At 68.8% G+C, this 24117-nt stretch carries 23 protein-coding genes and 1 tRNA gene; 10 read left to right on the top strand and 14 right to left on the bottom strand.

The window, feature by feature from the left end; genetic code table 11:
• Positions 1-35: 35 nt before the first annotated feature.
• The gene (locus BWR60_RS04040; RefSeq protein ID WP_179221622.1) at positions 36-1790 is read right to left on the bottom strand and encodes a DUF4344 domain-containing metallopeptidase; all 1755 of its coding nucleotides are present in this window, start codon (positions 1788-1790) and stop codon (positions 36-38) included.
• Between the two features lie 177 nt (positions 1791-1967).
• The gene (locus BWR60_RS04035) at positions 1968-2744 is read right to left on the bottom strand and encodes an SDR family oxidoreductase (RefSeq protein WP_088149724.1); all 777 of its coding nucleotides are present in this window, start codon (positions 2742-2744) and stop codon (positions 1968-1970) included.
• A 176-nt stretch (positions 2745-2920) separates the two neighbouring features.
• On the opposite strand from BWR60_RS04035, the gene BWR60_RS04030 reads away from it, so the two are divergent.
• The 6 genes from BWR60_RS04030 (at position 2921) to treF (ending at position 11886) form a co-directional block, all read left to right on the top strand.
• Entirely contained in the window at positions 2921-3865 is a 945-nt protein-coding gene (locus BWR60_RS04030; protein WP_088149723.1) for a 3-hydroxyacyl-CoA dehydrogenase, read from the top strand.
• Positions 3866-3881: 16 nt separating this feature from the next.
• A complete protein-coding gene (locus tag BWR60_RS04025) occupies positions 3882-4814 on the top strand; it encodes a 3-keto-5-aminohexanoate cleavage protein (RefSeq protein ID WP_088149722.1) in 933 nt (310 codons plus the stop codon).
• Between the two features lie 610 nt (positions 4815-5424).
• On the top strand, positions 5425-7278 hold the full coding sequence (locus tag BWR60_RS04020; RefSeq protein ID WP_088149721.1) for an ABC transporter ATP-binding protein/permease: 1854 nt from the start codon (positions 5425-5427) through the stop codon (positions 7276-7278).
• Positions 7275-8567, top strand: coding sequence for a glucoamylase family protein (locus BWR60_RS04015; protein ID WP_088149720.1), 1293 nt, complete (start codon positions 7275-7277; stop codon positions 8565-8567). Before BWR60_RS04020 ends, BWR60_RS04015 begins: the two co-directional genes overlap by 4 nt.
• A gap of 164 nt (positions 8568-8731) precedes the next feature.
• Complete coding sequence (locus tag BWR60_RS04010) at positions 8732-10132, top strand: glycoside hydrolase family 15 protein (RefSeq protein ID WP_218823333.1); 1401 nt, start codon at positions 8732-8734, stop codon at positions 10130-10132.
• Between the two features lie 80 nt (positions 10133-10212).
• Positions 10213-11886, top strand: a complete 1674-nt coding sequence (gene treF / locus BWR60_RS04005) for an alpha,alpha-trehalase TreF (RefSeq protein ID WP_088149718.1) — start codon at positions 10213-10215, stop codon at positions 11884-11886.
• On the opposite strand, the gene mgrA is transcribed toward treF, so the two are convergent.
• The gene (mgrA, locus tag BWR60_RS04000; protein ID WP_088149717.1) at positions 11883-12926 is read right to left on the bottom strand and encodes an L-glyceraldehyde 3-phosphate reductase; all 1044 of its coding nucleotides are present in this window, start codon (positions 12924-12926) and stop codon (positions 11883-11885) included. The two genes, treF and mgrA, sit on opposite strands and share 4 nt — an antisense overlap.
• Positions 12927-12952: 26 nt before the next feature.
• Positions 12953-13435 (bottom strand): hypothetical protein, encoded by a 483-nt coding sequence (locus BWR60_RS03995; RefSeq protein WP_144445518.1) that lies wholly within the window; start codon positions 13433-13435, stop codon positions 12953-12955.
• Between the two features lie 246 nt (positions 13436-13681).
• On the opposite strand from BWR60_RS03995, the gene BWR60_RS03990 reads away from it, so the two are divergent.
• On the top strand, positions 13682-13861 hold the full coding sequence (locus BWR60_RS03990) for a hypothetical protein (protein ID WP_088149715.1): 180 nt from the start codon (positions 13682-13684) through the stop codon (positions 13859-13861).
• A gap of 66 nt (positions 13862-13927) precedes the next feature.
• Here BWR60_RS03990 and BWR60_RS03985 read toward each other — a convergent pair whose 3' ends face one another.
• The 8 genes from BWR60_RS03985 to BWR60_RS03950 form a co-directional block, all read right to left on the bottom strand.
• Positions 13928-14335, bottom strand: coding sequence for a hypothetical protein (locus BWR60_RS03985; RefSeq protein WP_088149714.1), 408 nt, complete (start codon positions 14333-14335; stop codon positions 13928-13930).
• An 8-nt stretch (positions 14336-14343) separates the two neighbouring features.
• Positions 14344-14835 carry a hypothetical protein gene (locus BWR60_RS03980; RefSeq protein ID WP_088149713.1) on the bottom strand — a complete coding sequence of 164 codons (492 nt, stop codon included), beginning with the start codon at positions 14833-14835 and terminating at the stop codon, positions 14344-14346.
• A 163-nt stretch (positions 14836-14998) separates the two neighbouring features.
• Complete coding sequence (locus tag BWR60_RS03975; RefSeq protein WP_088149712.1) at positions 14999-15760, bottom strand: MBL fold metallo-hydrolase; 762 nt, start codon at positions 15758-15760, stop codon at positions 14999-15001.
• Positions 15761-15765: 5 nt separating this feature from the next.
• A complete protein-coding gene (locus BWR60_RS03970; protein WP_088149711.1) occupies positions 15766-16560 on the bottom strand; it encodes a TatD family hydrolase in 795 nt (264 codons plus the stop codon).
• On the bottom strand, positions 16560-18113 hold the full coding sequence (gene metG, locus BWR60_RS03965) for a methionine--tRNA ligase (RefSeq protein WP_088149710.1): 1554 nt from the start codon (positions 18111-18113) through the stop codon (positions 16560-16562). The genes BWR60_RS03970 and metG overlap by 1 nt, the downstream gene beginning before the upstream one ends.
• Before the next feature lie 43 nt (positions 18114-18156).
• The gene (locus BWR60_RS03960; RefSeq protein ID WP_179221621.1) at positions 18157-19245 is read right to left on the bottom strand and encodes a DNA polymerase III subunit delta'; all 1089 of its coding nucleotides are present in this window, start codon (positions 19243-19245) and stop codon (positions 18157-18159) included.
• Positions 19242-19877, bottom strand: coding sequence for a dTMP kinase (gene tmk, locus BWR60_RS03955; RefSeq protein WP_088149708.1), 636 nt, complete (start codon positions 19875-19877; stop codon positions 19242-19244). The genes BWR60_RS03960 and tmk overlap by 4 nt, the downstream gene beginning before the upstream one ends.
• A gap of 47 nt (positions 19878-19924) precedes the next feature.
• Positions 19925-20635 carry a septal ring lytic transglycosylase RlpA family protein gene (locus BWR60_RS03950; protein WP_230982938.1) on the bottom strand — a complete coding sequence of 237 codons (711 nt, stop codon included), beginning with the start codon at positions 20633-20635 and terminating at the stop codon, positions 19925-19927.
• Between the two features lie 562 nt (positions 20636-21197).
• Between BWR60_RS03950 and BWR60_RS03945 the strand changes: the two genes are divergently transcribed.
• Positions 21198-21287 (top strand) — tRNA-Ser (locus tag BWR60_RS03945).
• A gap of 290 nt (positions 21288-21577) precedes the next feature.
• On the opposite strand, the gene BWR60_RS03940 is transcribed toward BWR60_RS03945, so the two are convergent.
• Positions 21578-22231, bottom strand: a complete 654-nt coding sequence (locus tag BWR60_RS03940) for a hydrolase (RefSeq protein WP_088149706.1) — start codon at positions 22229-22231, stop codon at positions 21578-21580.
• 152 nt (positions 22232-22383) lie between these two features.
• Here BWR60_RS03940 and BWR60_RS03935 point away from each other — a divergent pair, with 152 nt between their 5' ends.
• Complete coding sequence (locus BWR60_RS03935) at positions 22384-23277, top strand: LysR family transcriptional regulator (protein WP_088149705.1); 894 nt, start codon at positions 22384-22386, stop codon at positions 23275-23277.
• A gap of 131 nt (positions 23278-23408) precedes the next feature.
• Positions 23409-23654, top strand: coding sequence for a hypothetical protein (locus BWR60_RS03930; protein ID WP_429913004.1), 246 nt, complete (start codon positions 23409-23411; stop codon positions 23652-23654).
• 37 nt (positions 23655-23691) lie between these two features.
• Here BWR60_RS03930 and BWR60_RS36880 read toward each other — a convergent pair whose 3' ends face one another.
• Entirely contained in the window at positions 23692-24036 is a 345-nt protein-coding gene (locus BWR60_RS36880; protein ID WP_179221620.1) for a hypothetical protein, read from the bottom strand.
• Positions 24037-24117: the final 81 nt, after the last annotated feature.

Below are 24117 nucleotides of genomic sequence, written 5' to 3'. Positions count from 1 at the left end.
ATCCTGTGATTGCCGAGGCGGCAGTTCAGGCGGGCTTATCGCAGCATGCGCGCGATCGCCTGGTAGCGCGGGGTGAAGTGCGGCGCCAGCAGAGCGGCCCAGGCCTTGAACATCTTGCGCGATTCGTCGGAGCAGCGGGCGGCCCGCGCCTCGGGCAAGAACTTCTCCCGGACGATCCAGTCGTAGGTGTCCTCGTCGTGGCCGTACATGTAGCACAGCAGGTTGAAGAAGCGCTGCTCGCTGAGGGAGTGCTCGTCGGCGAAGACCTGCATGTTCTGGCTGGCGTCGTCGCCGACGGAGGCGTTGTTCTGGAACCAGATGGCGGCCATCCGCAGCACCTCGGCGATCTGGTCGCTCGTCTCCTTGCCGCCGGGATTGAGCAGGATCATCATCGCCGCCATCTGGTCGACCGCATCCTCCTCCCGGCCCGTCGAGGGGAGGCTCAGCATGTCGATCAGGGCGTGGCCGGTCTCGTGCAGCAGGATGAAGCGGATGTTGCTGGCGATGTAGGCGCCGAGGATGTTTGACTTCGGATCCGCCTTCTCAGCCAGCTTCATGCCCTGCTGCGCCAGGGAATCGACCAGCTCGTAGCACAGCACGATCGCCGAATCCTTGGGTGAGTAGAACGCGTTCACCGCCCCGCATTCCGCGCCGACATAGCGCAGCTGGCGCGGCAGCTCGAACATCCCGTTCATCCAGGCGATCTCGGGATTGCGGCGCAGCAGGTCGGTGTCGCGCGTCAGCTCGTAGGCCTCCTTCAGCCCCGGGCTCTTCGGCTCCAGATAGGCGAAGGCGAATTGCCCGTCCTCTTCCGCCTGCTTCCCGTCGCTCGAATCGGCCTGGTCGTCCTGATGGGACGGGGGCGTGGCGTCGGTCCCCGACGAGTCGCGGGCAGCCGGCGGCTGATCCGCGGGGGGGCGGCTGCTGGCCTGCTGCGATCCGCTGGACTCCTGCGGCTCGGCCGAGGCGCCGGCCGAGCCGCCCTGCTGGCCCCGGGCATCGGCCAGCGCCATCAGGGTCGGATAGCTCGGATCGGCCGGGGGCTTGTCATAGCCGAACGGATAGAAGCTGTTCGAGATCAGCACCGACAGCGCCTGCAGATCGGCGTCGTGATCGGCCCGCCAGATCAGGTCGTAGCCGCGGATCTCGCGGCCGCGCTGCTCAAAGCGGCTGTAGAACTTGCCGCCCTTGCGGTTGCCGGTGACGATGAACAGGTTGTTCCGGCGGAACTCGTAGGTGATCTCGGATTCGCCGCTGCCGGAGAGGGCATCGTAGAACGAGTTGATCTGGCCGTCCGTCACGTCGGTGAAGCGCATCGTCATCAGCGACGCGCCGCCGTCGGGGTCGTCCAGGGTGACGCCGCCCGCCTCCGAATCCGACCGCTTGGTCAGGACCTTGGAAGGGTAGGAGATGATGATCCCGCTCCTGGAATCGGAGAGCGGCTGCCAGCCGGTCTTGTCCCGCATCGCCAGGGCGGTGCCGGCAAGTGTGACCGCCTGGTCGGGGTCCAGTTCGCCGTTGGTGGCGACGCCGTTCTGCCCCTGCCAGGCAGAGAGCGCGGTGCGCGTGCCATTTCCGAAGGCTCCGTCGAACCAGCCCTTGTAGAAGCCGAGCCAGGCCAGCCCCTCCTGGACCAGCTTCTTCTCGTCCAGGTTCAGCGACTGCTCCAGGGTGGCCGGGTCGGATGCGATGACGCTGGATCGCTGGCCGGGCACGATGTGCTGCGCGTGGCCGGACGATACGCCGAACACCCCGAGCAGCGCGCAGGCCAATGCGGCTGCGCGCCCCACTCTCGACACTTCAGATCCCTTACCCACCATCTTCCCCTCCGAACGCACCCCATCGCCTGATATTAGACGAATTTGTTGAGAATCAGGCCGACCGCATTCCCATTAAAGAACCGAGCAGGCAAGGTCTGAAAAGCCCTTCCCTGCCGAAAGTCCGCGCAACGCTGATCCACACGGTCCTCAGGCCAGCGACTGCAGGTCGCCGCAGATGCTGATCGCCTGGCCGGAAATGGTACGGCCGCGCGGCGAGGCCAGCAGCAGGATCTGGTCGGCCAGCTGGCGCGGCTGGATCATCTCGCGGATCGAGGCCTGGGCCAGGGACTGCTCCTGCAGCGCCTCGGCCGTGACACCGCGCTGCTCGGCCTTGGCGGCGAAGACGCGGCGGATGCGGTCGCCCTCGACGATGCCGGGCTGGATCGCGTTGACCCGGATACCCAGCGGCCCGAGCTCGATCGACAGCGACTTGGTGAAGCCGATCACCGCCCATTTCGAGGCGGCATAGGGCGTGCGCAACGGAAAGCCCAGCCGCCCGGCCGAGGAGGACAGGTTGATGATGGAGGCGTTGCCGCTCTTCGCCAGATGCGGCACGGCCAGGCGGGTGCAGTTGAACTGGCCGGTGATGTTGACCGCCAGCGTCCGGTCCCAGTCCGCCGGATCGATCTGGTCGACCCGGCCGGTCGGGCCGGCGATGCCGACATTGTTGACCAGGCAATCCAGCCCGCCCAGCGTCGCCAGCGCCTCGTCGAACAGCCGGGCCACGGCCGCCCGGTCGGACATGTCGGCCGCGGTCGCGGTGATCGCCGGGGTTTCGGCGGCCAGCGCCTCGAGCGCCGCCCGGTCGATGTCGCTGACATGAACGCGAGCGCCCTCCTCGACGAAGGCGCGGACGATCTCCCGCCCGATGCCGGAGGCGCCGGCGGTGACCAGGACGCGCAGGCCTTTGATGCCGAGATCCATGGTGGTCTCCTTCTTCTCGCTCGTTATTCGCCCGGCCGCGCTTCGTCGCGGCGCGCATTCGCAACCCTAGCCCGGCCCGCCATGGCCACCAAGCCGCCCTGGGTTGCCGATCGCGGTCTGGACCCGCGCCCCGCTTTGTCGGACCGTTGTTCTAAAGAGACTCCGGGAGGAAGGGCATGCCGACCGTCGCGATCATCGGCACCGGGCTGATCGGCCGGTCCTGGGCGATCGTCTTCGCCGCCGCCGGCTGGCAGGTGCGGCTGACCGATGCCAGCGCCGCCGCGCTGGAGGCTGCGCCGGGGCTGATCGCCGAAGGGCTGGCGGAGCTCGCAACCCACGGTCTCGTCGACGACCCGGCCGGCGCCGCGGCACGGGTTCGCGCCGCCGGATCGCTGACCGAGGCCGTCACCGGCGCCGAACTGGTGCAGGAGAACCTGCCGGAGGATGTGGCGATCAAGCGCGCGGTCTTCGCCGAGCTGGACCGGCTGGCGCCGCGCGACGCGATCCTCGCCTCCTCCACCTCCGCCATCGTCGCCTCCCGCTTCACCGAGGATCTGGCCGGGCGCGGGCGCTGCCTGGTGGCCCATCCGGTCAACCCGCCGCATCTGGTGCCGGTGGTCGAGCTGTGCGGCGCCCCCTGGACCGCGCCGGAGACGATCGAGCGGGCGCGGGCGGTCTACCGCGCCGTGGGGCAGGAACCGGTGACGATCCACCGCGAGGTCGACGGCTTCGTCCTGAACCGGCTGCAGGGCGCCCTGCTGGCCGAGGCCTTCCGGCTGGTCGGCGAGGGCGTGATCAGCCCTCAGGATCTGGACAAGACCATACAGGACGGGCTCGGCCTGCGCTGGTCCTTCCTCGGCCCCTTCGCCACGATCGAGCTGAACGCGCCGGGCGGCATCCCCGACTACTGCGCCCGCTACACCGGCTTCTACCGCCGCCTCGCCGCCGACCCCGCCGGGCCCGAGGTGTGGGACGCCGCGACCGTCGAGCGGCTGCTGGCCGGCTGGGGCGAGGCCCCGGACGCGAAGCGGCTGGCCGCCCGCAGCGCCTGGCGCGACCGGCGCCTGGCGGCGCTGAAGGCCCACAAGGCGGCGCAGCCCGCCGCCCCGACCGAATCCTGAACCAGAGGACAGCCCGATGGCCAAGAACCGCAAGATCGTCATCACCTGCGCCGTCACCGGGGCGATCCACACCCCGTCGATGTCCCCGCACCTGCCGGTGACCGCCGAGGAGATCGCCGAGGCGGCGATCGGCGCGGCCGAGGCCGGGGCCGCCATCGTCCATCTGCACGCCCGCGACCCCGAGACCGGCAAGCCCGACCAGACGCCGCAGGCCTTCGAGCCCTTCCTCAAGGTGATCAAGCAGCGCTCCGACTGCGTGGTGAACCTGACCACCGGCGGCGCCCCCTGGATGCGGGTCGAGGAGCGCATCCTACCGGCCCAGACCTTCAAGCCGGAGGTGGCATCGCTGAACATGGGGTCGATGAATTTCGGCCTGTTCCCGATGCTCAACCGGTTCAAGGAGTTCAAGCATGCCTGGGAGCCGGAGGCGCTGGAGGCCTCGCGCGACCTGGTGTTCCGCAACAGCTTCAAGGACATCGAGTTCGTGCTGCGGACCCTCAGCGACGACGGCATCCGCTTCGAGTTCGAATGCTACGACACCGCGCATCTCTACAACCTGCACCATTTCCTGGAGCGCGGACTGGTGAAGCCGCCGCTGTTCGTGCAGACGGTGTTCGGCATCCTCGGCGGCATTGGCCCGCATCCGGAGGATGTGGCGCATATGAAACGCACCGCCGACCGGCTGTTCGGCGACCAGTACGAATGGTCCGTGCTCGGGGCTGGGCGCAACCAGCTGCCGATCGCGGCGATGGCGGCGGCGATGGGCGGCAATGTCCGGGTCGGGCTCGAGGATTCGCTCTGGGCCGGGCCGGGCAAGCTGGCGGAATCGAACGCGCAGCAGGTGCGCCTGGCCCGCCAGATCATCGAGGGACTCGGCCTTGAGATCGCCTCGCCCGACGAGGCGCGCGCGATCCTGGAGCTCAAGGGCGGCGACCGCGTGTCGTTCTGACCGCCCGGACATACCGGGCTGTTACGGCAGTCACAGCCCGGATCCGCCGCCCATGCTTTGATCGCGGCATGGAAACGGCCCTTTATTCTCCGAGTCCGCAGCCCGCCCGGGCCGTGCCGCCGCCTGACGCCGCGGAGCGGCCGTCGCTGTGGCCCGAATCCCACGACATCCGACAATATGGCGGCCCTGCCCTCGTTTCGCCGGCTTCATCCGATATTGGTAGAGGATCGGCCCGGACTCCGTGTTACGCTTCTATTGAATTCACTCGGAGTTCATCATCCATCACCCAGTGTAACGGTCATATTATTTCTACAATGCGGATCATAAAGAGCGGTATGATTGTCGATGTGAAGGGGTGGACAGGGATTTCTTCTGCCGCTGCGGTACGCCTCGATGCCGGACGATTTTTGGCTGTTTCCCGGCGCCTTTCCCGCCGAGTCTTCCGCCCCGCCGCCGCCACCCAAGCGGAGCGGGTGGCGTGATGGGCGCGGAAACCCGCACAAAAGCTGAGGTTTCAATTCGGTGCACGACCGATCTCGACTGTGTGAGTATGATCGGCGCAGGCATCCCGAATGGGAGCGCGAGACGCGGTAGGGATCGGACAGGTTCAATGGCACAGGCGCCCGAGGCGTCGAACACGGCTGCTGGTCAAGAGCACTCGATCGTCAGCCAGAGTCTTCCTTCTCAGCTCCTGACCCTGTTCCGGACGCTGAAAGCATCACCGGATTGGAAGCGGATCCTCGTTCTCATCGCCGGCGTCGTCGTCGTCATTGGCCTGACCGCGGCGGCGCAGATCCGGCTGAACGCCTGGAACCAGCCCTTCTACGACGCCCTGGCGCAGAAGAGCCTGGGTGGCTTCTTCCATCAGCTGATCGTCTTCGTCTTCATCGCCGGCGTGCTGCTGACCCTCAACGTCGCCCAGGCCTGGCTGAACCAGACGTTGAAGGTGCGGCTGCGGGCCGGGCTGACGCGCGACCTGTTCACCGAATGGCTGAAGCCGAAGCGCGCCTTCCGCCTGGCCGGTGCCGGCGAGATCGGTGAGAATCCGGACCAGCGCATCCATGAGGACACACGGCACCTGACCGAGCTGTCGACCGATCTCGGCATCGGCCTGCTGCAGGCGACCCTGCTGCTGATCAGCTTCATCGGGGTGCTGTGGATCCTGTCCCAGGGCATCGTGCTCAGGATCGACGGCATGGCGCTGTCGATCCCGGGCTACATGGTCTGGTGCGCCCTGGTCTACGCCGCCCTGGCCTCCTGGATCAGCTGGCGCGTCGGCAAGCCGCTGATCAACATCAACGCCGAGCGCTATGCTCGCGAGGCCGACCTGCGCGCCGCCCTGGTCCGCGTCAACGAGCATGTCGACGGCATCACCCTCGACAGCGGCGAGGCGGATGAGCGGCGGCGCCTGGACACCGATCTGGACCGCATCGTCGCGGTGATGCTGCGCTATGTCCGCGCCGTCACCAACCTGACCTGGATCACCGCCGGCTATGGCTGGTTCACCATCGTTGCCCCGATCCTGGTCGCCTCGCCCGGCTATTTCGGTGGCGACCTGACCTTCGGCGAGCTGATGGTGGCGGTCGGCGCCTTCGTCCAGGTGCAGCAGGCGCTGCGCTGGTTCGTCGACAATTTCAGCAACCTGGCCGACTGGCGGGCGACGCTGCTGCGGGTGATGAGCTTCCGCGAGACGCTGGTGACGCTGGAGAACCTGAACGGCGAGCCGCGCAAGATCGAGATCGCCGAGGGCAGCGGCGAGGCGCTCGGCTTCGAGAAGCTGGGCGTGCTGTCGGCCGGCGGCCTGGCGGTTCTGGACGATGAGCAGGTCGAGATCAAGCCGGGTGAGCGCGTGCTGATCGTCGGCCGTACCGGCGGCGGCAAGAGCACGCTGTTCCGCGCCTTCGCCGGGCTGTGGCCCTGGGGCACCGGCCGCATCGTGATGCCGCCGCAGGCCAGCACCATGTTCCTGCCGCAGCGGCCCTATTTGCCACCCGGCCCGCTGCGCGACGCCCTGACCTATCCGATGAATGCGTCCAGCTTCACCGATGACGAGATCTGCGCCGCGCTGCGCCGCACCGAGATGGGGCATCACGAGATCTCGCTCGACCAGGTGAAGAACTGGGACAAGGAGCTGACCAGCGACGAGCTGCAGACGATGACCTTCGCCCGGCTGCTGCTGCACAAGCCGCAATGGGTGTTCATCGACGAGATGGTCGACGCGCTGGACGAGGAGCGGCGGAAGACCGCGATGTCGATCTTCGAGCATGAGCTGCCGGGGACGGCGGTGATCACCATCGCCCGGCGCGAGGTCAAGAACGGCTTCTACACCCGGGTCCTGCGGCTGCACCTGACCGACGAAGTCACGGGCGAGCGCCGGATCCCGATCGGCCGGCCGCCGCGGCGGGCCATCCCCTCCTCCGCCGGCTTCGCCCCCCTGCTCCACCACCGAGACCCGATGGAATGACCAAGCGATCGGCACCCGCCCGCCGCGCCTCGAAGAAGGGCGCCGCGGCGCTGTCGGACGACGCCCTGCTCGACCTCGTGCAGCGCCAGACCTTCCGCTTCTTCTGGGAGGCGGCGCACCCGGTCAGCGGCATGATCCCGGACCGCACCGACCGGGCGGGCAAGGCGCCGAACGACTGGGTGACCACCGGCGGCTCCGGCTTCGGCATCATGGCTATCATCGTCGCCGCCGAGCGCGGCTGGATCGAGCGCGCCGCGGCGGTCGAGCGGCTGATGACGATCGTGCGCCATCTCGAGCACACGACCTCGCATCACGGCGTGTTCCCGCATTTCCTCGACGGCCGCACCGGCGCCACCGTCTCCTTCAGCCGCAAGGATGATGGCGGCGACCTGGTCGAGACCGCCTTCCTGTTCCAGGGGCTGCTGACCGCCCGGCGCTATTTCGACCGCGACGCCGCCAGCGAGACCGAGCTGCGCAATCACATCGCCTGGCTGTGGAACGAGACCGAGTGGAGCTGGTACACGCGCGGCGGGCTGAACGTGCTGTTCTGGCACTGGGGCGCCAACAATGGCTGGGGCCTGGGCCACGAGATCCGCGGCTGGAACGAGTGCCTGATCACCTACGTCATGGCCGCCGCCTCGCCGCGCTACGCCATCGACGCCGAGGTCTATCACCGTGGCTACGCCGTCGGCCGGTGGTTCCTCAGCCAGCGCCGCTACTACGACATCGAGCTGCCGCTGGGCATGCCCTATGGCGGGCCGCTGTTCTTCAGCCACTACTCGTTCCTCGGCCTCGACCCGCGCGGCCTGAAGGACCAGTACGCCGACTACTGGGAGCAGAACCGCCGGCACACGCTGATCAATTACGAGCACTGCATCCGCAACCCGAACGGCTTCAAGGGCTACGGGCCGGATTGCTGGGGCCTGACCGCCAGCGACACGCCGGGCGGCTATTCGGCGCATGCGCCGGACAACGACCTCGGCGTCATCAGCCCGACCGCGGCGTTGTCGGCCATGCCCTACACCCCCGAGCAGTCGATGCGGGCGCTGCGGCACTTCTACGAAACGCTGGGCGACCGGATCTGGGACAAGTTCGGCTTCGTCGACGCCTTCTCTGAGCAGGCGGACTGGGTGGCCGACACTCATCTGGCGATCGACCAGGGCCCGATCGTGGTGATGATCGAGAACCACCGCACCGGCCTCTTGTGGAAGCTGTTCATGAGCGACCCGGACGTGCAGCGCGGCCTGCGCACCCTCGGCTTCCAGAGCCCGCATCTGGGCCAGCGCTAGCCGGACCCGGGACCACACTCTACGCTCATTATCGTCATGGCGAGCCCCGAAGGGGCGTGGCCATCCAGCATCGAGCCGCTGGATCGCCAAGTCGCTTCGCTCCTCGCGATGACGGCTTTAGAAGTCGGAATGGACGACTGCCGATGACATCAGATGGCGGGGATATGGCTTCATTGGGCGACTGGATCGACCGGCAATACGCGGTCGCCGCCCGCAACCTGACGCTCGGCGTCTCCGCCACCCATCTGGTGAAGGAGCGGCCGCCCTTCCGCCAGCGCATCGTGCCGCGGCCGGGATCGGTGGTGGCGTCCTCGGTGATGGGCGCCTACGACCCCGATCCGGATTATTTCTTCCACTGGTTCCGGGATTCGGCACTGGTGATGGATGCGCTGCGCATCCTGGTGGCGGATGGCACCCGGCCGGCCGCGGATGCCGGCGCCATCGCCGACTACATTCGCTTCAGCCTCGGGCTGCGCGACCTGACCGGCGCCGCGGTGCTGGCCCGGGGCGACCCGAGGCGGGGCGTCGATCCGGCTTTCGTGCAGCATGTCCGGTCCGAAGCCGATCTGCGCGGCGTCGCCGGCGACCGCATCTGGGGCGAGGTGCGGGTCAACCCGGACGGGACGCTGGATACGCTGAACTGGTCGCGGCCGCAGCATGACGGGTCGGCACTGCAGGCCCTGACCCTGCTGCGGTGCCTGGAGGATGGCGTGCTGGCGCCGGGCGTGCGGGACGAGGCGGCCGCGCTGCTGCGCATCGACCTGGACTTCGTGCTGGCGCATCACGCCGAGCCCAGCTTCGAGATCTGGGAAGACAGCCTCGGCCACGACTACTACACCGGCGTCGTGCAATGCGCCGCGCTGCGCCGGGGCGCAGAATGGCTGGAGGCCCAGGGCAATGCCGCGGCCGCCGGCCGGTGCCGGGAGGCTGCAGCCGCCCTCGCCGCCGCGGCGGACGGGCATTGGCGGCCCGACGCCCGGGCCTATGCCAGCCTCCTGCCGGCCGGGTCCGGCGCGCCGGGCCGCGACCTCGACATCGCGGTGATCCTCGGCGTGCTCCATGCCAGACTCCCCTCCGGCCCGCACAGCGTGCTGGATCCGCGCGCCCAGGCGACGCTGGCGGCGCTGGAGGACCTGTTCGCCGGCCTTTACCCGATCAATGCCGGCCGCGCCGCCCCGGCGCTGGGCCGCTATCGCGAGGACCGCTATTTCGGCGGCGGCGCCTGGTACATCGCGACGTTGGCGGCGGCGGAGTTCCATTACCGCCTGGCCGCGGCGCTGGCGGGCGGCGCGGCATTCGCGCTGACCGACGACAATCGCGGCTTCGCCGCCCGCGCGCTGGGCACCGAGCCCGACGGCCTCGACAGCCGCCGGATGGCCGCCGCCTTCCACGACCGTGGCGACGCCTTCCTGGCCACGGTCCAGGCCTTCACCCCGGCCGATGGCGCGCTGTCGGAGCAGTTCGACCGCGAGACCGGCGCCCAGACCTCGGCCAGGCATCTCGGCTGGAGCTATGCCGGCTTCATCACCGCAGTCCAGGCTCAGCGGGAGATTGCGCCGGCCTGATACAGAGCCGGCCGTCTGGCCGCCGGCGCCGCGGGACCTAAATTCCCTGTCTCCCGCCCCTCAGGCCGGAGAGTTTTCCCATGCGGCTGTTCCAGGCCCGCGCCGTCCCGCTGCTGCTCGCCCTGTGCCTCCTCGCCTTGCCCGGCCTGGCCCAGCAACAGCCGCCCGCGGCGGTCTATGGCGAGCTGTTCCAGGACGTGCAGATGCAGCGGGTCTTCCCGGACGGCAAGACCTTCGTCGATGCCGAGCCGAAGGCGGACCCGGCCGAGATCCTGCGCCGCTACGCCGAGGAGAAAGGCAAGCCCGGCTTCGACCTGGCCGCCTTCGTGCGGCGCCACTTCACGCCGCCAGCGCCGGAAAAGACCGGCTATCACTCGGTGCCGGGCCAGGATGTCTGCAGCCATATCGACGCGCTGTGGGACGTGCTGACGCGGCGGCCGGACCGGCCCGATCCGCGCTCCACCCTGCTGCCGCTGCCCAACCCCTATGTCGTCCCGGGCGGGCGCTTCGGCGAGGTCTATTACTGGGATTCCTATTTCATCATGCTGGGCCTGATCCAGAGCGGCCGGCAGGACTTGGCGCGCGACGTGCTGGCCAATTTCGCCAGCCTGATCGACCGCTACGGCCACATCCCGAACGGCAACCGCAGCTACTATCTCAGCCGGTCGCAGGCGCCGTTCTTCGCCACCATGGTCGAGCTGGCGGCCGAAAGCAGCGACGACCCGACGAAAGTCTATGCCGACGCCCTGCCGACCCTGGCCCGGGAATACGCCTTCTGGATGGACGGCGCCGACTTCCTGAAGCCCGGCCAGGCCTATCGCCGGCTGGTCCGGCTGCCGGACGGCACGCTGCTGAACCGCTATTGGGACGACAGCGACCAGCCGCGCGACGAATCCTATCGCGAGGATGTCGAGACCGCGCGGTCGACCGACCGACCGCCGGGCGAGGTCTATCGCGACCTGCGGGCCGCGGCCGAAAGCGGCTGGGACTTTTCCTCGCGCTGGCTAGCCGACGGCAGGACCCTCGGCACGATCCGGGTGACGGCGGTGGTGCCGCCGGACCTGAACAGCCTGATGGCCGAGCTGGAGACCGTGCTGGCCAAGGCCTATGCGGCCGCCGGCCGGCCGGATCGCGCGGCGGAGCTGGAGACCCTGGCCCGGCAGCGCGCCGAGGCGGTGCGGCGCCTGCTGTGGGACCCCGAGGCCGGAGTGTTCACCGACTATCTGTGGCGCGAAGGGCGGCTGACCGGCACGGTCACCCTGGCGACGGCCTATCCGCTGTTCTTCGACCTGGCCGATCCGGACCAGGCCGCCCGCGTCGCCGACACCCTGGAACGCCGGCTGCTCGCCCCCGGCGGGCTGCTGACCACCGAGATCGCGTCGGGCCAGCAATGGGACGCGCCGAATGGCTGGGCGCCGCTGGAATGGATCGCCATCCGCGGCCTGGCCCGCACCGGCCATGACCGCCTGGCGGAGACCGTCGCCCGCCGCTGGGCCGAGCGGGTCGCCGGAATCTACGCGCAGACCGGCAAGCTGACCGAGAAATACGATGTCGCCGGCACCGAAGCCGCCAGCGGCGGGGAGTATCCGAACCAGGACGGCTTCGGCTGGACCAACGGCGTGCTGCGCCGGCTGCTGGCGCTGTATCCGCAGCTGACGGTTGCGGGCGGCGGCGCCATCGCCTGCCGGGTCGCGGCGAACGACAACCAGCCGTCCGCCGCACCGCAAAGCCAGCCCGCGCGCCGGCTGCCTTAGGCCTTGGCGGCGGCGGTCGACGAGGCCCGCCACAGGTCGATGCCGCCGTCGAGGGCATGGCGGTCGATCTCGGCCAGCTCCTCGGCGGCCAGCGGCGCGCCCTTCAGCGCGTCGAGGCTGTCGTCCAGCTGCGCCACCGACCGCGCGCCGATCAGGGCCGAGGTGACGCGCGGGTCGCGCAGCACCCAGCTCAGCGCCATCTGCGCCAGGGTCTGGCCGCGCCGCTGGGCGATGGCGTTCAGCTCACGGATCCGGGCGATGTTGCCCTCCGACAGCAGCCGCGACTGCAGCGAGCGGCCGCGCTTGGCCCGCGAATCCTCCGGCACCCCGTCCAGGTACTTCGAGGTCAGCATGCCCTGCGCCAGCGGCGAGAAGGCGATGCAGCCGATGCCGAGATCCTCCAAAGTGTCCAGCAGCCCGTCCTCGATCCAGCGGTTGAGCATGGAATAGGACGGCTGGTGGATCAGGCAGGGCGTGCCGAGATCCTTCAGGATGGCCGCGGCCTGGCGCGTCGCCTCCGGCGAATAGGAGGAGATGCCGACATACAGCGCCTTGCCCTGGCGCACGACATGGTCGAGCGCGCCCATCGTCTCCTCCAGCGGCGTCTCGGGGTCGAGCCGGTGCGAGTAGAAGATGTCGGCATAGTCGAGCCCCATGCGCTTGAGGCTCTGGTCCAGGCTGGCGACCAGGTATTTGCGCGAGCCGAAATTGCCGTAGGGCCCCGGCCACATGTCGTAGCCGGCCTTGGTCGAGATCAGCAGCTCGTCGCGATAGGGCCGGAAATCGGCGGCGAAGATGCGGCCGAAATTCTCCTCGGCCGAGCCGTAGGGCGGGCCGTAATTGTTGGCCAGGTCGAAATGGGTGACGCCGCGGTCGAAGGCCCGGCGCAGCACGGCGCGGCCGGTCTCGACATGGTCGACCCCGCCGAAATTCTGCCACAGGCCGAGCGAGATCTCCGGCAGCTGCAGGCCGCTGCGGCCGGAGCGGCGGAAGCGGGCGGTCTCGTAGCGCGCCGTATCGGCGGTCCAGGGCGTCTGCATGGCTGTGTCCGTTCTGTCGGTTGGCGTCAGGCGACCGGCTGGGCGCATTGCCCGGTGCCGACGATGGTGGTCGTGGCCGCGGCGGCATCGCCAGGCGTGCCGTCCTGCAGGTAGAAGATCTCGTTGTTCTGGTTGAACGCCTTCAGCACGCGCCCATCGGCATTCTCGATCGTGCCGGTGTGGTTGATCGGGTGCTGGCGCCGGGTGCCCTCCGGCGTCTGGACGATCAGGAAGCCGCACAGCTCGTAGCGCGCGGGCCGGCCGGCCGGCACCTTCACCTGCAACTCGGCGACCGGATCGTCCTTGGTGATGTGCAGGATGCCGATGGTGCGGCCGTCGATGGCGACGGTGATCAGCTCCTCGACCTGGTCGGGGCCGAGCTCGTCGACGATGCGGAAGCGGTTGTCCTTCGAGGCGGCGCCGGCCGGAACGGCCGCGGCAAACAGGCCGGCCACCAGCACCAGGACCGCGGCACACCAGAATCGCAAGCTGCGTGTCGATGGCTGCACGGCGCCCTCCCCATCCCCATCTCTGCCCGGAGGCAGCGACCCTACCGCGAGGTCGCGCCACATACCAGCTTGCACGATGGCCCCCGGATCGGTTAGGCCAGCGCTTCCGCGGATGCGGCACGGCCCCGGGCCGTGCCCACGGCATCCCCCCGAAAACCCAGTGTAGGGTCAGTTATGCGTTCTTTTGACGGACAGCGGTCCGACGGCGCCCCGATTCGCCGGAACCGCGAGGAAAAGCGGAAGCAGTTGCAGGAGCTGGAGCAGAAGCGCGGCCATCTCGGCAATCACACCTCGAAGACGCTGCGGGACGCCATGGACCGCAAGATCGCCGAGCTGAAGACCGAGCTGGCGCTGGCCGAGCGCGCCGCCGCGAACCAGGCCGCCAACCCGTCGCCGCAGCCGCGCCGGCCCCCGCGCCGCCCGTAGAAGCCACCGCGCAGCGTGGGCGCCGCCTTTTTCCGGAGGCGCCCTTCCCGGCAAGCCCGCTCCGCCTCAACCGCCGCCGGTGCAGGACAGGCCGTCCGGGCTCAGCTGGCCGGCGGCCGTGACCTGCAGGCGCAGGCCGTAATTGGTCACCTCCTCCTGCGCCGGATCCTTGTGCAGGAAGGTCACGTCGCAGCTCCACCCCCCCTTCCCGGGCGTGCAGGAGGACGTGACGCTGTTCTCCCCCGTTCCCGACAGGTTCGACAGCTGCTCGGCGACGTAGCGGCCCAGCGTGTGGCCCTGCGGCGTGGCGAAGACGCTCTCGCAGGACGGCACCTTGCGGATATCCGTGTCGGCGTGCCGGAAGACCGTCTCCAGCAGGTCGGCGGTGGTCGGGGCCGCGGCGCCGTTCCCCGCCAGGCAGGACCCGGCCAGGAGGGAGAGGCCCAGCGCGGCCGGGATTGCGATGATCTTCATGGCGGACCTCAGACCAGTTGGTTGCCGACTTCGACGGGCAGGGTTCCGGTGAATTTCTGCAGCGGCCCGTAGGCGCCGGCCATCCGGGTGAAGAAGTCGGCCGGCGCCTGCTTCATCACCTGCCCGGCCGAATTGGAATAGTGATAGATGTTGTCCCGCCACAGGACGCCGACATGCTTCTTCGGGATGTTGCCGAAGGTCTTGGTCTTGAGGTCGACCAGGTTGCCCTTCTTGGTCACGAAGACCAGAAGGGTCTTGGATTTCGCGGCGGTGTCATCCCATTCCGCCACTGTCGGGCAGCGGGCGAACAGCTCCTGCACCCGGATGTTCGCGGAGGGGCTGAGGCTCTTCCCCGACTGGGCCGAGCAGGTGTAGCCGAACTGGATGCCCAGCACGTGCGAGACGAAATGGGCACAATGATTCAGGCTGTCGTCATTCAGGTTCCGGCAGATGTCCGAGATGGTCTTGGACACATAGCCGTCGATCGACACATTCGCCATTGGCCGCCGCCCCCCATGATTGCCGGTGGATGTAGGACCGCCCCCAGCCCCAAAGCCGCCTGGTTCCCGGGACGGATCCCGAAGCGGTCCCGCTGTGAATCTATTCGCAGGAATGGGATGAATTTGTGGCGGGGCCGCCGGAACGGGGCGAAAAATCCCCGTCTCAGCCGATCTCGATCACCAGCCCGTCATGCGCCGGCCGGACATGGCCCGGCAGCTGCCGGCACAGCCACTCGTAATCCATCTGGTGGTTCATGTGGGTCAGCCAGGCCTGCTTCGGCCTGAGCCGCTCGATCCATTCCAGCGTCAGCGCCAGATGGGCGTGCGAGACGTGCGGCTCCGGCCGGGTCGCATCGACCATCCACAGCTCCACCCCCTCCAGCGCCGCCCAGGCGCGGTCGTCGAGGCGGACGACATCGGTCGAATAGGCGAATTTGCCGAAGCGGTAGCCCATCGACACGACGCGGCCATGGTCCTGCTCGAACGGCACGATGTCGATGTCGCCGACCCGGAACGGCCCGTCCAGCAGATGCGGCACCAGGAACGGATGGTAGAAGCCGCGGTCCATCTCGACCGAGGTCATGATGTAGCCGAAGCGCTCCTCCAGCTCCTGCCGCACCGCCGAATCCATATAGGCGTTGATCGGCTGCTTGAAGGCCAGCGGCCGCAGGTCGTCGATGCCGTGGATGTGATCGGCATGGACGTGGGTGTAGAGCAGTGCGTCGACCCGCTTGACGCTGTTGTCGAGCAGTTGGTCGCGCAGGTCCGGCGAGGTGTCGATCAGGATGGTGGTGCTGTCGCTCTGCACCAGGATCGACGGGCGCCGCCGGCGGTTGCGCGGATTGGCGGGATCGCAGGTGCCCCAGACGCCGCCGACCATGGGCACGCCCATCGAACCGCCGCAGCCGAGCACCGTGACGCGCATCCTCTTCAGGCCTCTTGCTTCGGGATCTTCGTGAACAGATTGAAGAAATTGTCGCTCGTCCTTCGAGCAAAATCTGAACCGGACAGCCCGTGCAGCTCAGCCACGCGCTGGGCGGTGTGGGCGACGAAGGCGGGTTCGTTGCGCTTGCCGCGCTTCGGCACCGGCGCCAGGTAGGGCGCGTCGGTCTCGACCAGGATGCGGTCCAGCGGCACATCCTTCGCCGTGGCCCGGATGTCCTCGGACTTGTTGAAGGTCACGATCCCGGACAGCGAGATGTGAAGTCCGAGTTTTACCGATTCTTCAGCGAGTTGCCGCGTTCCGCTAAAGCAATGGATGATGCCGCGCAGCGGCGGAAGCTCGCCGCCCCGCCCCTCCTCGGCCAGGATGCGCAGCGTGTCGTCCTCGGCCTCGCGGGTGTGGACGATCACCGGCAGGTCGGCGATGCGCGCCGCGCGGATATGGCGGCGGAAGCTCTCCTGCTGCGCCTCGGCCGGGCTGAGGCCGTAATGGTAGTCGAGGCCGGTCTCGCCGATCCCGACCATCTTCGGATGCGCGACGAGCTCGAGGATTCCCTCGACCGTCAGGCCGGTGAAATCCTTCGCCTCATGCGGATGCACCCCGGCCGCGCCGTAGAGCATGGGAAAGCGGTCGACCAGGGCGATCGTATCCGCCAGCCGGTCCGGCCGGGTGCAGATGGTCAGCATGCAGCCGACCCCGGCCGCGGCGGCGCGGCCGACCACATCCTCGATCTCCGCCGCGAAATCGGGGAAATCGAGATGGCAGTGGCTGTCGACGAGCATCAGGCCGTCGCCTCCGGCTCGACATAGCGCGGGAACACGCCCTGCGGCGCCGGCAACGCGGTGCCGGGCACCAGCGCGTGGTCGTCGCCGACGCGGTCGAAGCCGCGGGCATCGGCGGCCACGGCCAGCTGGTCGAGCGTCTTCGCCATCGCTTGCGGCATCACCGGCTGCATCAGGATCGACAGGCGCCGCACCGTCTCGGCCAGCACCCACAGCACCGTCGCCATCCGCGCCGGGTCGGTCTTGCGCAGCGTCCAGGGCGCCTGCTCGTCGACATAGCGGTTGGCCTCACCGACGACCGCCCAGACGGCGTCCAGGCCGCGATGGAAGGCCTGGACGTCGAATTCGCGGCGCAGCGTCTCCAGCAGCGCCGGGACCTGGGCCAGCAGCGCGCGGTCCTCATCGGTCAGCTCGCCCGGCTGGGGCACCTGGCCGGCGCAGTTCTTGCCGATCATCGACAGCACGCGCTGCGCCAGGTTGCCAAAGCCGTTGGCCAGCTCGCCATTGGTGCGCTGGACCATGCCGCGGCGGGAGAAGTCGCCGTCCTGGCCGAAGGAGACCTCGCGCAGCAGGAAGTAGCGCACCGGGTCCAGCCCATAGGTCGCGATCAGCTCCAGCGGGTCGATCACGTTGCCGAGCGACTTCGAGATCTTCTGGCCTTCATTGGTCCACCAGCCATGGGCGAAGACCCGCTTCGTCACCGGCAGCCCGGCCGACATCAGGAAGGCCGGCCAGTACAGGGCGTGGAAGCGCAGGATGTCCTTGCCGACCATGTGCAGGTCGGCCGGCCACCAGCGCTTGAAGCTGTCCGAACCCACGTCCGGATAGCCGACGGCGGTCAGGTAGTTGGTCAGCGCGTCGACCCACACATACATGATGTGCGCCTCGTCGCCCGGCACCTTGACGCCCCAGTTGAAGGTGGTGCGGCTGATCGACAGGTCGCGCAGCCCCGCCTTGACGAAGGCGATCACCTCGTTGCGGCGGGACTCCGGCGCGATGAAGTCCGGGTTGGCTTCGTAGAAGGCCAGCAGCCGGTCGCCCCAGGCCGACAGGCGGAAGAAGTAGCTCGGCTCCTCCACCCACTCGCATTCGGCGCCGGTCGGGGCGATGCGCTTGCCGTCGACGACGGTCAGCTCGTCCTCGCCGTAATACGCCTCGTCGCGCACCGAGTACCAGCCGGCATAGCCGCCGAGATAGATGTCGCCATTGGCCTTCATCGCCTCCCAGATCGCCTGGCACGCCTTGACGTGGCGCGGCTCGGTGGTGCGGATGAAGTCGTCATTGCTGAAGTTCATCGCCGCGGCCAGGTCGCGGAAATTCTGGCTGACCCGGTCGGTGAAGGCCTGCGGGTCCACCCCGGCCGCCTCGGCCGCCTTCTGCACCTTCTGGCCGTGCTCGTCGGTGCCGGTCAGGAAATGGACGTCATAGCCGTCCAACCGCTTGAACCGGGCCAGCACGTCGCAGGCCAGCGTGGTGTAGGCGTGGCCGATATGCGGCTTGTCGTTGACGTAGTAGATCGGCGTGGTGATGTAGAATGTCTTCGGCGCCGTCATCGCGGCCTCTTCCCGTGCTATGTGGCCCGTGCTACGGCGGCGGTCAGCCGTTGCAGGCGCGCTCGATGCCGATGAACGCCTGCAGGAGAACCTGCTTCCGATCGAGGTTGGACCCGTCCGCCTGAGCGAACAGACGGCGGGTGTTGTCCCACAGCTCCACCCAGCGATCAAGGCCGCCCGCCCTGCCACCGGCCCGGTCCAGCGCGCCGACCACGCGCTGCATCACCGTGCCCTCGCCCGCCACGATCTCGGCCGGGGCGATGCCGCGGGCGGCGGCGCGGGCCAGCCGCTCCATCCACCAGACCAGCAGCTCGGTGAACAGGCGCCAGCTGGAATCGGCGGCGACGGGCCCGATCCGGTCGCCCATCCGGTGCACGGCCTTGAAGTCGACCCGCGGGAAATCATCCAGCAGCGCCAGCATGTCGCGGTACAGGCCCAGGCCGCCATCCTCGATCAGCGACGCGGCGCGGCCGATGCTGCCCTCCGCCAGCCGCACCAGCGACGCCCGCTCGGCCGGGTCCAGCTCGGAGGCGTGCTCGGCCAGCAGACGGTCGACGGTGGCGTCCGGCAGCGGCTCCAGCGCCAGCAGGCGGCAGCGCGACCGGATGGTCGGCAAGAGCGCGCCGGGATTGCCGCAGGTCAGCAGCAGCACGGCATGGGCCGGCGGCTCCTCCAGGATCTTCAGGAGGGCGTTGGCGCCGTTGCGGTTCATCGCCTCGGCCTCGTCGACGATGACGACGCGCCAGGCGCCCTCGGCCGCGGTCAGCCGCAGGAAGGGCTCGATCCGCCGGATCTGCTCGACCGGGATCTCGCGGCTGCGGCGCTTCTTCTCCTCCTCGCCACCGCCGTTGCGCTCGATGGTCAGCAGGTCGGCATGGCCGGCGGCGGCGGCGCGGCGGAACGTCGGGTGGTCGGCCGGGATCTCCAGGCTCGGCGCGCCGCGCGGGGCACCGGCCAGCAGGAAGCGCGCGACCCGGTGGGCGAAGGTGGCCTTGCCGATGCCGGGTGGGCCGGTGATCAGCCAGGCATGCGGCAGCCGGCCGGCGCGCAGGGCGTCGAGGAACGCCGCCTCCGCCGCCTCATGGCCCAGCAGCCGTGGATTGGCGCGGGGAACCGGAAACTCGCCGCTCACGGTGCTGCGGGCCCGAATTTGGCGTCGACCGCGGCGCGGATGGCGGCCGCCACCTCATCGGCCGTACCCGTGGCGTCAATGACGACGCAGCGCTCCGGCTCGGCCGCGGCGATGGCCAGGAAACCCTCGCGCAGGCGCTGGTGCAGGGCCTCGCCCATGCGCTCATAGCGGTCCTCGCCACCGCGGCGGGCGCCGGCGCGGGCCAGGCCGGTCTCGACCGGGACGTCGAGCACCAGCGTCAGGTCGGGCTTCAGCCCGTCGGTGGCGATCCGGAACAGGGCGTCCAGGCTGGCGCGGTCCACGCCCATGCCCCAGCCCTGATAGACCATCGAACTGTCGGCGTAGCGGTCGGACACCACCCAGGCGCCGCGCTCCAGCGCCGGGCGCACGGTGACGCGCAGATGGTCGCGCCGGGCGGCGAAATGCAGCAGCGCCTCGGTCACCGGGTCCCAGCGGTCGGTGTCGCCCTTGACCAGGAGGGTGCGGATCGCCTCCGCCCCCGGCGAGCCGCCGGGCTCGCGCGTGCTCACGACCTCGAGGCCGCGCCCGGCAAGGTGGGCGGCCAAGCGCTTGACCTGGGTGCTCTTGCCCGAGCCCTCGCCGCCCTCAAGCGTGATGAAATGTCCGCCCAAGCGATCCGTCCTCGGTTGCGGCCTCGTCGCGCCGCGGACCGGACGGGTCACTCGGGGACGATGCGTGCTCCGGAATAGCCCGCGTCGGCGATCTGCTTCAAGGCGGTCGATGCGGCCTTGGGGTCGATGAAGGGGCCGATGCGCAGCTCGATCGCGCCGGCGGCGGCCGCGGTCGAGATCGGACCGAAGCGGCGCAGCGCCTCGGACAGCGAGGCGACCTCCTGCGGCCGTGTGGCCCTGGCGGCGGCGACGAACAGGCCGGCCGGGTTCGGCCTGGCCTCGTCCCGGACGTTGCCGACGATCTCCGGCAGCCGGTCCGGCACGCGCGGCGCCGACGGCACGGCGACGTAGCGGCTGTCGGGCAGGTCGTCATCCTTGCCGGTCGAGGCGACCTGGTTCTTCCGCGCCTGGTCGCGCTGCTGCTGCAGCGCGTTGAAGCGGGTTTCCTCCTCCAGCACCTGGATCTTGACCCGGGCGGTGCCGGCGCCGCGGAAGCCCAGCAGCTCCGCGCCGCGCGAGGACATGTCGAGGATCTTCGACCGCACGAACGGCCCGCGATCGTTGATCTTGACGATCAGCGTCCGGCCGTTGTCGAGGTTGGTGACCTTGACCAGGCTGGGCAGCGGCAGGCTGCGATGCGCCGCAGTGACCAGGCCGGTGTCGAAGCGCTCGCCGCTGGCGGTCTTGCGGCCGTGGAAGCCGGGCCCGTACCAGGTGGCGTTGCCGACCTGCACCGACTCCCGATCCGTCCGCGCCACGTAGCGGACGCCATCGATGGTGACGACACCCGGATCGGCGGGTCGTGCGAGAGTGGGCCGCTCGGCGAGGCTCCCCTTGCCCGGTTGGGAGGGAGCACATCCGGTGGCGGCCAGCGCCACGCCGATGGCTGCGACGACGGCGAGCCCCGGGAGACGATCCGACTTCGTGCGGCTGAATTTCACGCAAAAAGAGCGGCGTCCGGACCGGGTCTGGATCGGTTCGGCAGTCATGTCCGCCCGTATGTCATAAGATCCCGTCAAAGGTCCAGCATATTCGTCTCGGTCCGGTCCGTCATATTATGGCATGTGCTGGAGGCCGGTGAGGCAACCTGTCCCGGCCGTCGCTTTGCACCCAGTATTTCTGGGTATTTCTGCATGCCCTCATAGGTTGTATTGGCATACCGACTGCTTCGACAGCAACGCCCGTAACCGCTTCGGTTCGCAGTGAAAAGCGACAACTCACGATTTCAGGTGTCGAATGTTGCCCGCGCCTCCCGCATGGCCCGAACGATGCGAAGCGATTTGAAACCGGCGGGGCAAATCCGTATGGTGCGGCCCATCCGGAAGGGTGGCCGAGCGGTTTAAGGCACCGGTCTTGAAAACCGGCGTGGCGGCGACGTCACCGTGGGTTCGAATCCCACCCCTTCCGCCAATGACCTCCGCCGGCTGCAGGCGCGGGATAAGGATCGGGCGGAGTGCCCGAGCACGCGCGTCCCGAGCCCGCCGAAATCCGGCGTTGGAGCAATGCGCCAGCTTGGCCCTGGCGCGCCCGGTCTCGAACCCCTGCGTGAAGAAGGCAGCGCGCGGCCGGTGGTCGTTGATCAGGCCGGCCGGTCGCATCAAGGCATGGACGGCCTTCGAGCGAAAGGGGATGACGAGGCCCGGTAAGCCATCGGCTTTTTCCCGAAGCGCCGCTCGGGACTCTCGGCACCCCCTCCCGGATCAGCCAGCGGTGCTCGGCACCGGCGTGTTGAGCAGCTGCTGTTCCCACAGGAACGCGATGCCGCTGCCGGCGGCATGCTGCTTGAGCACGTCCGTCAACTCTGCGGCGTGCTCGGTCCGGGCCCAGTCGCGCTGCCATTCGGACGCCAGCGCCAGCCAGGTCATCATGTTCGCGCCAGCCGCGATCATGCGCTGGATGGCGACCTCGTGAGCCTCGACCGAGGTCGCGCCCGACGCGTCGGTGATGACCGTCACGTCCCAGCCTTCGCCGAGAGCCTGGATCACCGGCATCGCGACGCAGATGTCGGTCCACAGGCCGGCGATGATCAGCTGCGTGCGGCCGGTCGCCTTGACCGCGTCCACCACCTTCCTGTCCTCCCAGGTGTTGATGAACGTCCGGTCGATCACCTCCTGGCCAGGGAACACATCGGTGATATGGGGGAAGAGGAGACCGCCACGGTCGGCGATCACGCTCGTCAGGATGGTGGGGACGCCGAAGGCCTTGGCGGCCTTCGCCAGGGCCGTCGTGTTGTTGACCACCATCTGCGGATCGTGGCTGTTCAGGTTCGCGAGCTGGTAAGGCTGGTGGTCGATCAGAACGAGTACCGAGTCTTCAGGACGAAGAAGCGAAGCAAGGCCGTTACGGAAGGTCATTACGACATCCTTTGTTGCCGCATATGAGCGGCATCGGTTTTGCGGGAGACATGCGCCAGGGCGACGTTGCCCGGAACCAGTATTGTCGTTCCTATTCGAGATGCAGTAGCACCCTTTCACGGCAAGCTGTGTCGCGGAAAGGGGAACGCCAAATGGATATCGAGGAGCTGCGGACCTTTGTGGAAGTGGCTGATGCCGGAGGCGTTTCGCCTGCCGCGCTCCGGCTCGGCGTCTCCAAGTCGATCGTCAGCCGGCGGCTCGTCCGGCTTGAAGCGGAACTTGGTGTCCAGCTGCTTGCACGGACCACCCGGGGCGCGGCTCTCACGGAGGCCGGGGCCACGTTCCGGGACTATGCAGCCAGGGTCTGTGCCGAGATCGACGTGGCCAGGGAAACGATCCTACCCGCCGGCGAGCTTCGCGGCCGCCTGCGCGTTGCCGTGCCGCTTTCCTTCGGCCCGACTCACTTCGCTCCCATCCTCGCGGAAATGGCGCGGCGCCACCCCCAGCTCCAGATCCACACCTGCTACAGCGATCGCTTCGTCGATCTCATCACGGAGGGTTATGATTGTGCGATACGGGTTGGCTATCTTCAGGACTCCAACCTGATCGCAAGGCGCGTCGGACCGATCTATGGGAAGCTCGTCGCGAGCCCGGACTACATCAGGGCGCACGGATCGCCCGAAACGCCGGAGGAGCTCGTCGCTCACGAGGCCCTGATGCAAGGCACCGAGAGCTGGCAGCTCATGGACGGCGACAAGATCATCACGGTTCGTCCCCAGGGCCGCTTCAAGGCCGACAACGGCATGGCCCTGGTTGCCGCCGCGACAGCGGGGCTCGGGATCGCTTACCTGCCCGATTGTCTGACCCATGAACATATAGCGTCCGGTGCGCTCATGCCGGTCATGACGCGTCATCCACCGCCTCCGGCCGGTGCCTATGTCATCCGCCCGCCGGGTCAGCATCCCGCACGGAAGATACGGGTCCTCACCGAATTGCTGATCGAGTATTGCGAACCGGCTCCGCACCTCGCGGGTGTCGATCGCTGAAGCGCGAACGGCGCGAAGCGTTCATCCGAAAGCGTCACACCCGGCCGGTTTGCGCGCTTGCCGCCGCTCCCGCCCGCCGGAACCGCGTCCGGCCGGCAGCCACCTGAGGCGATGGCGATACGGAGATGACGATGGCCGACCCCCGCCCCGTTCCTCCTCATCCGAAGCAGCAGCAGGGCCCACCGGGCCTGACCGCACCCATGGATCCTCCACCGGATCATGGCGAGGACAGCTATCGCGGCAGCGGCCGGCTGCAGGGCAAGATCACGCTGATCACCGGCGGCGATTCCGGCATCGGGCGGGCCGTTGCCATCGCTTTCGCCCGGGAGGGCGCGGGCCGGGTGGAACAGGCCGGGCGGCCTCTCCTGTGGCAATGAGCGTGCGATGCCGTGGGTTCCGGTCGGAAGATCCGGCTCAGGCCGCGTTGGCCGCCGCCGGATCGGAGAGCGCGGCCGGCGGCAAGGGCACGATCTCCCGGTACTCCGCGATCACGGCCTGGCACACGGCCCGCAGCGCCGCGGTGATCCGATCCCCATCGCCGCCGGTTTCGTCGGCGAGCTCGATCAGGACGCGGTCGATCTCGAGGAGCTGGAGCGATCGCCCCTGCAGCGTCGATGCGCCTTCGGTTCGATGCGGATCCAGTATGGCGTCGTATATGGCTTCGAACCACCCGGCCAGCGCATCCGCGTCGGCCATGACGGCGGTGCCTCCACGGGGTCGCCGGAATACAATCGCCGGCTCGACACGGGTGCGGTTCATGGTCCGACCTCCTCGCCCCCCGGGTGACGAGCCCCCGACCCGCAAGGATCGTAGCAGCCGCCGGCGCCCGCCGCCACGCAT

The organism is Inquilinus limosus, assembly GCF_002195995.1.
GTDB lineage: Bacteria > Pseudomonadota > Alphaproteobacteria > DSM-16000 > Inquilinaceae > Inquilinus > Inquilinus limosus_C.
Note: the sequence above shows the minus strand (reverse complement) of the source record. Positions and strands in the feature narration are given on the sequence as shown.

What these genes read in the sequence shown, in the direction of transcription:
- treF (WP_088149718.1), top strand. Translation starts at nt 10,213, where the DNA reads ATGCGGCTGTTCCAGGCCCGCGCCGTCCCGCTGCTGCTCGCCCTGTGC.
- BWR60_RS04035 (WP_088149724.1), bottom strand. Translation starts at nt 2,744, where the DNA reads ATGGATCTCGGCATCAAAGGCCTGCGCGTCCTGGTCACCGCCGGCGCC.
- BWR60_RS36880 (WP_179221620.1), bottom strand. Translation starts at nt 24,036, where the DNA reads ATGAACCGCACCCGTGTCGAGCCGGCGATTGTATTCCGGCGACCCCGT.
- BWR60_RS03975 (WP_088149712.1), bottom strand. Translation starts at nt 15,760, where the DNA reads ATGCGCGTCACGGTGCTCGGCTGCGGCGGTTCGATGGGCGTGCCCATG.
- metG (WP_088149710.1), bottom strand. Translation starts at nt 18,113, where the DNA reads ATGACGGCGCCGAAGACATTCTACATCACCACGCCGATCTACTACGTC.
- BWR60_RS04030 (WP_088149723.1), top strand. Translation starts at nt 2,921, where the DNA reads ATGCCGACCGTCGCGATCATCGGCACCGGGCTGATCGGCCGGTCCTGG.
- BWR60_RS03940 (WP_088149706.1), bottom strand. Translation starts at nt 22,231, where the DNA reads ATGACCTTCCGTAACGGCCTTGCTTCGCTTCTTCGTCCTGAAGACTCG.
- BWR60_RS04015 (WP_088149720.1), top strand. Translation starts at nt 7,275, where the DNA reads ATGACCAAGCGATCGGCACCCGCCCGCCGCGCCTCGAAGAAGGGCGCC.
- mgrA (WP_088149717.1), bottom strand. Translation starts at nt 12,926, where the DNA reads ATGCAGACGCCCTGGACCGCCGATACGGCGCGCTACGAGACCGCCCGC.
- BWR60_RS04010 (WP_218823333.1), top strand. Translation starts at nt 8,732, where the DNA reads ATGGCTTCATTGGGCGACTGGATCGACCGGCAATACGCGGTCGCCGCC.
- BWR60_RS03970 (WP_088149711.1), bottom strand. Translation starts at nt 16,560, where the DNA reads ATGCTCGTCGACAGCCACTGCCATCTCGATTTCCCCGATTTCGCGGCG.
- BWR60_RS03935 (WP_088149705.1), top strand. Translation starts at nt 22,384, where the DNA reads ATGGATATCGAGGAGCTGCGGACCTTTGTGGAAGTGGCTGATGCCGGA.
- BWR60_RS04025 (WP_088149722.1), top strand. Translation starts at nt 3,882, where the DNA reads ATGGCCAAGAACCGCAAGATCGTCATCACCTGCGCCGTCACCGGGGCG.
- BWR60_RS04020 (WP_088149721.1), top strand. Translation starts at nt 5,425, where the DNA reads ATGGCACAGGCGCCCGAGGCGTCGAACACGGCTGCTGGTCAAGAGCAC.
- BWR60_RS03930 (WP_429913004.1), top strand. Translation starts at nt 23,409, where the DNA reads ATGGCCGACCCCCGCCCCGTTCCTCCTCATCCGAAGCAGCAGCAGGGC.
- BWR60_RS03985 (WP_088149714.1), bottom strand. Translation starts at nt 14,335, where the DNA reads ATGAAGATCATCGCAATCCCGGCCGCGCTGGGCCTCTCCCTCCTGGCC.
- BWR60_RS03980 (WP_088149713.1), bottom strand. Translation starts at nt 14,835, where the DNA reads ATGGCGAATGTGTCGATCGACGGCTATGTGTCCAAGACCATCTCGGAC.